The following is a 5,903-nucleotide window of genomic DNA, read 5'->3' as shown; positions in this document are numbered from 1 at the left end:
CCCAGCGGCTCCCCCACCGACCCCCCCCCCCCCCCATACCCCGCCCCCCGGGCCCGGGGGGGGCGGCGGGGGGGGGGGTGTCCGGGCCCCGCTCCGCTTTTATGTCGTTCGTCGCATGGCTGCCCGGTGGTAGAGCCACCCTCACCCTGCTGATCTGCGCGGTGTTCCTGCTGCTTGTCAGCACCTTTGTGGTGCAGCCGTTCCAGATCCCCAGCCGCTCGATGGAGCCCGCGTTCCGGGTCGGAGACCGGGTACTCGTCAACAAGTTGGCGTACCGTTTCGGTTCCGAGCCGCAGCGGGGTGACGCTGTCGTCTTCGACGGCAGCGGCTACTTCGGAGATGCCGACTACATCAAGCGGGTCGCAGGAGTGGGGGGAGACCGCGTGGTCTGCTGCGACAAGCGGGGGAGGATCAAGGTGAACGGCGAACCCGTCGACGAGCCCTACCTGTACCCGGGGGACGCCCCCTCCAAGGTGCCCTTCGACGTCGTCGTACCCGAAGGCAGCCTGTTCCTCCTCGGGGACCACCGCAGCGACTCCCGTGACTCCCGCGACCACTTGGGGCAGCCGGGCGGCGGAATGATCCCCGTCGACTCCGTCATCGGCAGAGCGGACTGGATCGCCTGGCCCATCGGACGCTGGACCTCCCTGGAGCGTCCCGGCGGCTACGCGCGCGTGCCGGCACCAGGCGGCGCGCATGGGTAACCGCGGACGCACACGCGCCAGCCATCGCGCCGACACCCGGCTGCCCACCGGATCCCGGCCCACCAGCGGCCCCGTACTGCCCGGAAGGGCCGAGCGGCGCAAGCTAGCCAAGAAGGTCAAGCGGCGCAGGCAGCGCTCGGCGATCAAGGAGATACCCCTCCTCATAGGCGTCGCGCTCCTCATAGCCCTGGTCCTGAAGACCTTCCTGGTGCAGGCCTTCGTGATCCCGTCGGGCTCGATGGAGCAGACGATCAAGATCGGCGACCGCGTACTCGTCGACAAGCTCACCCCGTGGTTCGGCGCCAAGCCGGAGCGCGGCGACGTGGTCGTCTTCGAGGACCCCGGCAACTGGCTCGAGGACGAGAAGGGCAAGAAGAAGGACGACCCCGTAGGGGTCAAGCAGATCAAGGAGGGCCTGACCTTCATCGGTCTGCTGCCCTCCGACAACGAACGGGACCTGATCAAGCGCGTGGTCGGCGTCGGCGGCGACACCGTGAAGTGCTGCGACAAGGACGGCAAGGTCACCGTCAACGGTGTGCCGCTCACCGAGCCGTACATCCACCCCGAGGACAAGGACGAGCCGTCGTCCTTCGAGTTCAAGGTGAAGGTCCCAGAGGGGCGCCTCTTCGTGATGGGTGACCACCGCTCCGACTCGGCCGACTCCCGCTTCCACCGCACCGAGAAGTTCAGCGGCACCGTCTCCGAAGAGAGCGTGGTCGGGCGCGCACTCGTCATCGCCTGGCCCTTCGACCACTGGCGCAAGCTGGAGGAGCCGGATACGTATGCGTCGGTGCCCGACGCGCCAGCGGGATCGGACGTGGCCCTCGGACCGTCGCATAGGGTGGTTCCCGGCGATCGATACGGATTGACCGGACTCCCGACCCCTGCGGAACTCCCGCTCGTTATGGGAGTGGTGGGCCTGCATCGCATATGGGGCAGGCAGCGGCACGGACTGAGGAGTGGATGTGGGGGATGTGGCGGTCGGCGCACGGTCCGGACACGGTGGGCCCGAGGAGCAGCCGGGGCGATCAGACGAGCCGGAGGTCGAGGCCGCACCGGACGGCGTGACCCCCGGAAGTGACACCGCGGGCGACAAGCCCGCACCGAGTGATCTGGACGGGAAGCCGCCCAAGGGGGCGAAGAAGCCCCGCTCCTTCTGGAAGGAGCTGCCGCTCCTCATCGGCATCGCGCTGATCCTGGCGCTGGTGATCAAGACCTTCCTGGTGCAGGCGTTCTCGATTCCGTCGGACTCGATGCAGAACACCCTGCAGCAGGGTGACCGGGTCCTGGTCGACAAGCTGACACCGTGGTTCGGCTCGGAGCCCGAGCGCGGCGAGGTCGTCGTCTTCAGGGACCCCGGTCACTGGCTGGACGGCGAACCGACCCCCGACCCGAACGCGATCCAGCGGGTCCTCGGCTGGGTCGGCCTGATGCCGTCCGCCGACGAGAAGGACCTGATCAAGCGGGTCATCGCGGTCGGCGGCGACACCGTGGAGTGCAAGGGCAGCGGACCGGTGAAGGTCAACGGCAAGGCGCTGAACGAGCCGTACGTCTTCGAGGGCAACACCCCGTGCAGCGTCGACGACCAGGGTGGCCAGTTCAAGGTCACCGTGCCCGCGGGCAAGATCTGGGTCATGGGCGACCACCGGCAGAACTCGCTGGACTCCCGCTACCACCAGAACCAGCCGGGCGGCGGCGCCGTCCCCGTGGACAACGTCGTGGGCCGTGCCATCGTGATCGCCTGGCCGCCCACCCGCTGGGCGACGCTGCCCAAGCCGGACACCTTCGACCAGCCGGGCATCAGCGCCGCGCTGAGCGCCGCACCGGGTGCCCTCGGGCTCGCGGGTGCCGTGCCGGTCGTGCTGTGGCGCAGGCGCCGTCTCACGGCGGCAGCGGCCGGGAGCGCGAGGGTTTCTGGCGGAGGTACCGCCGGGTAGGGTGCCGTCCCAGATCGCTGATCTTCCGTACCCCTGTTCGTTGGGGCACGAGGTCGTCTCCGACATGGGGGAGCACTGGGATGAGCAGGACACAACGTACGGACGAGGGCCGCGGGCGGCTCGGCAGCGTGCTGTCGGGGCTGGCCGTGGCCCTCGGCTGTGTGCTCTTCCTCGGCGGCTTCGTGTGGGGCGCCGTCGTGTACCAGCCCTACACCGTGCCCACCGGGTCGATGACGCCGACGATCGGCGCGGGGGACCGGGTCCTCGCCCAGCGGATCGACGGGAGCGAGGTGCGCCGCGGTGACGTCGTCGTCTTCCGGCAGGCGAGCTGGGGCGACCTGCCGATGGTCAAGCGGGTGGTCGGCGTCGGCGGCGACCGGATCTCCTGCTGCACGGACGGCAAGCTGATGGTCAACGGCAAGCAGGTCGCAGAACCGTATCTCCCCGATGGCGCGGGGGCCGCGGCCACGGGGATCCCCGCCACGACCGTGCCCAAGGGCCGGCTCTTCCTGCTCGGCGACGAGCGCAGCGGCTCCCTGGACTCCAGCGTGCACCTGGGCGACGGCGAGCACGGCTCCGTGCCGCGCGGCGCGGTGGAGGGGCGGGTCGACGCGGTGGCCTGGCCGATGGGCAAGTTCGGGATGCTGGAGCGCCCCGACGGCTTCGCGGACATGTCGGGCGGCATCTCCGATCCGGGCCCGCTGCGGCTGATGGTGGCCGCCGTGGTGTCCGGCGCGGTCCTCGTCCTGGGCGGCGCCGCCTACGGTCCGGTGGCCAAGCGTCTTGGCCGCGGGCGTGAGCGGGCGCGCAGCCGTGGCCGTTCGGGAGAGGCAGCCCATGTCGGCTGAGCGGACGGCGCGGCCGCTGCGCAAGGTCGCCCGGGTCGTCCTCCTCGACCCGCAGGACCGGATCCTGCTGCTGCACGGGTACGAGCCGGGGAATCCGGCGGACGACTGGTGGTTCACGCCCGGCGGTGGTCTGGAGGGCGACGAGACGCATGAACAGGCCGCGCTGCGTGAACTGATGGAAGAGACGGGCATCACCGAGGTCGAGCTCGGCCCCGCCCTGTGGCAGCGGATCTGCTCCTTCCCCTTCGCCGGACGGCGCTGGGACCAGGACGAGCGGTACTTCCTGGCTCGTACGTCACAGACGGCGACCAGGGCCACGGGGCTGACGGAGCTTGAACAGCGGAGTGTGGCCGGAGCGCGTTGGTGGACGTGCCAGGAACTGACCGAGGCACATGAGACGGTGTATCCGACCAGGCTCGCCGAGTTGCTTCGCAGGCTGCTCGACGAGGGTCCTCCGGGCAGGCCCGAGATCCTCGACACGGAAATCGTGTAGGGGCTCACGGGGCTGACGCACAATAGGGGGACGCAAGGCTGAAGGGGAACATGCCATGAGCGCCGAGGACCTCGAGAAGTACGAGACCGAGATGGAGCTGAAGCTCTACCGGGAGTACCGCGATGTCGTCGGTCTGTTCAAATATGTGATCGAGACCGAACGGCGCTTCTACCTCACCAATGACTACGAGATGCAGGTGCACTCGGTCCAGGGTGAGGTTTTCTTTGAGGTATCCATGGCGGATGCCTGGGTGTGGGACATGTACAGGCCCGCACGTTTTGTGAAGCAGGTGCGGGTGCTCACGTTCAAGGACGTGAACATCGAGGAGCTCAACAAAAGCGATCTCGAGCTGCCGGGAGGCTGAGTTCACCGCATCGGGTGAGCGGGTTATCCACAACGCGTGAGTCGTCCACCAAGATCCACAAGGCTCGGGACCGGGCCTCAATGTGGGTGTCGGAGGTGGTGCCGACATGAACGCACGGGGGGCACTCGGGCGGTACGGCGAAGAACTGGCCGCGCGGCGGCTCGGTGAAGCCGGAATGACGGTTCTGGCGCGCAACTGGCGCGGCGGCAGGACCGGTGAGATCGACATCGTGGCCATGGACGGCGAAGCGCTCGTCGTCTGCGAGGTCAAGACGCGCAGGGCGGGCCTGACGGGCTCTGCGATCTATCAGCATCCGATGGAAGCCGTGGGCCGCGCCAAGGCGGAGCGGCTGCGGCGCCTGGCCGAGCGCTGGATCGAGGAGCGCGGCGGCCCACCGCCGGGCGGAGTCCGGATCGACCTCGTCGGCGTGCTGATCCCACGGCGTGGCGCCCCCGTCGTGGAGCACGCGCGGGGGGTGGCCTGATGGGGTTCGCGCGCACGTGTTCCGTGGCGCTGGTGGGTGTCGACGGCGTCGTCGTCGAGGTCCAGGCCGATCTGGAGCCGGGCGTCGCGGCGTTCACGCTGGTCGGGCTCCCCGACAAGAGCCTGACGGAGAGCAAGGACCGGGTCAGGGCCGCCGTGGTCAATTCTGGGGGTGAGTGGCCGCAGAAGAAGCTCACGGTGGGGCTCAGCCCGGCTTCGGTGCCGAAGGGCGGCAGCGGATTCGACTTGGCTGTGGCCTGCGCGGTGCTCGGGGCCGCGGAGCGGATCGATCCCCGGGTGCTCGCCGACATCGTGATGATCGGCGAGCTGGGGCTCGACGGGCGGGTGCGGCCGGTCCGCGGGGTGCTGCCGGCGGTCCTCGCGGCGGCCGACGCGGGCTATGAGCAGGTCGTCGTCCCGGACTGCACGGCGGCCGAGGCGGCCCTGGTGCCGGGCATCTCGGTGCTCGGGGTGCGCAGCCTGCGGCAGCTGATCGCGGTGCTCACCGATGAGCCGGTGCCGGTGGAGGAGCCGGACGAGCCGGGGCGCCCCGACCCGCTGCTCGCCGGGCTCTGCGTCCCCGGAACGGGGGTCGGGACGGGGCTCAGCGGCGGCTTTGACGACGCTCATGCGCTGGACCTGGCGGAAGTGGTCGGGCAGGTGTCGGCACGGACCGCCGTGGAGGTGGCCGCCGCGGGGGCGCACCACCTCTTTCTGCAGGGGCCGCCGGGCGCCGGAAAGACGATGCTCGCCGAGCGGCTGCCGGCGATCCTGCCCCGGCTCACCCGCGAGGAGTCCTTGGAGGTGACCGCCGTCCACTCGGTGGCGGGCATGTTGCCACCGGGCAAGCCGCTGGTGGACGTCGCGCCGTACTGCGCGCCGCACCACTCCGCGACGATGCAGTCCCTCGTGGGCGGCGGCAAGGGGCTGGCACGGCCGGGGGCGGTCTCATTGGCTCACCGTGGCGTGCTCTTCCTCGACTTTTCCAACCGCGTCTTGAGTGACCGGGTAATCCGTTAGGGCTCTTTCTGAGGCCATGCCGTTCTGCTTAACCGACTGCATCGGTTGTCTCCA

The 5,903-nt window shown here is 69.8% G+C and carries 7 protein-coding genes and 1 pseudogene; all 8 read left to right on the top strand.

Annotated features, from left to right (window positions below):
- Positions 1–35 precede the first annotated feature (35 nt).
- Entirely contained in the window at positions 36–704 is a 669-nt protein-coding gene (lepB, locus tag ACFWY6_RS43520; protein ID WP_384702883.1) for a signal peptidase I, read from the top strand.
- Complete coding sequence (gene lepB / locus ACFWY6_RS43515; protein ID WP_384702880.1) at positions 697–1,785, top strand: signal peptidase I; 1,089 nt, start codon at positions 697–699, stop codon at positions 1,783–1,785. The genes lepB (ACFWY6_RS43520) and lepB (ACFWY6_RS43515) overlap by 8 nt, the downstream gene beginning before the upstream one ends.
- Positions 1,670–2,641, top strand: a complete 972-nt coding sequence (lepB, locus tag ACFWY6_RS43510) for a signal peptidase I (RefSeq protein WP_384702877.1) — start codon at positions 1,670–1,672, stop codon at positions 2,639–2,641. Before lepB (ACFWY6_RS43515) ends, lepB (ACFWY6_RS43510) begins: the two co-directional genes overlap by 116 nt.
- 80 nt (positions 2,642–2,721) lie before the next feature.
- On the top strand, positions 2,722–3,489 hold the full coding sequence (lepB, locus tag ACFWY6_RS43505; RefSeq protein WP_384702874.1) for a signal peptidase I: 768 nt from the start codon (positions 2,722–2,724) through the stop codon (positions 3,487–3,489).
- Complete coding sequence (locus ACFWY6_RS43500; protein WP_360773378.1) at positions 3,479–3,982, top strand: NUDIX hydrolase; 504 nt, start codon at positions 3,479–3,481, stop codon at positions 3,980–3,982. The genes lepB (ACFWY6_RS43505) and ACFWY6_RS43500 overlap by 11 nt, the downstream gene beginning before the upstream one ends.
- Positions 3,983–4,037: 55 nt before the next feature.
- The gene (locus ACFWY6_RS43495) at positions 4,038–4,346 is read left to right on the top strand and encodes a DUF2469 domain-containing protein (RefSeq protein WP_003965949.1); all 309 of its coding nucleotides are present in this window, start codon (positions 4,038–4,040) and stop codon (positions 4,344–4,346) included.
- Positions 4,347–4,452: 106 nt separating this feature from the next.
- On the top strand, positions 4,453–4,830 hold the full coding sequence (locus ACFWY6_RS43490; protein ID WP_266871124.1) for a YraN family protein: 378 nt from the start codon (positions 4,453–4,455) through the stop codon (positions 4,828–4,830).
- Positions 4,830–5,810 (top strand): annotated as a pseudogene (locus tag ACFWY6_RS43485) (YifB family Mg chelatase-like AAA ATPase); the annotation flags it as partial. The gene ACFWY6_RS43490 and the pseudogene ACFWY6_RS43485, both read left to right, overlap by 1 nt.
- Positions 5,811–5,903 lie beyond the last annotated feature (93 nt).

The organism is Streptomyces sp. NPDC059037, assembly GCF_042740015.1.
In the GTDB taxonomy this organism is placed as follows: Bacteria; Actinomycetota; Actinomycetes; order Streptomycetales; family Streptomycetaceae; genus Streptomyces.
This window is presented reverse-complemented; position numbering and strand designations above follow the sequence as displayed.

What these genes read in the sequence shown, in the direction of transcription:
- ACFWY6_RS43495 (WP_003965949.1), top strand. Translation starts at nt 4,038, where the DNA reads ATGAGCGCCGAGGACCTCGAGAAGTACGAGACCGAGATGGAGCTGAAG.
- lepB (WP_384702874.1), top strand. Translation starts at nt 2,722, where the DNA reads ATGAGCAGGACACAACGTACGGACGAGGGCCGCGGGCGGCTCGGCAGC.
- ACFWY6_RS43500 (WP_360773378.1), top strand. Translation starts at nt 3,479, where the DNA reads ATGTCGGCTGAGCGGACGGCGCGGCCGCTGCGCAAGGTCGCCCGGGTC.
- ACFWY6_RS43490 (WP_266871124.1), top strand. Translation starts at nt 4,453, where the DNA reads ATGAACGCACGGGGGGCACTCGGGCGGTACGGCGAAGAACTGGCCGCG.
- lepB (WP_384702880.1), top strand. Translation starts at nt 697, where the DNA reads ATGGGTAACCGCGGACGCACACGCGCCAGCCATCGCGCCGACACCCGG.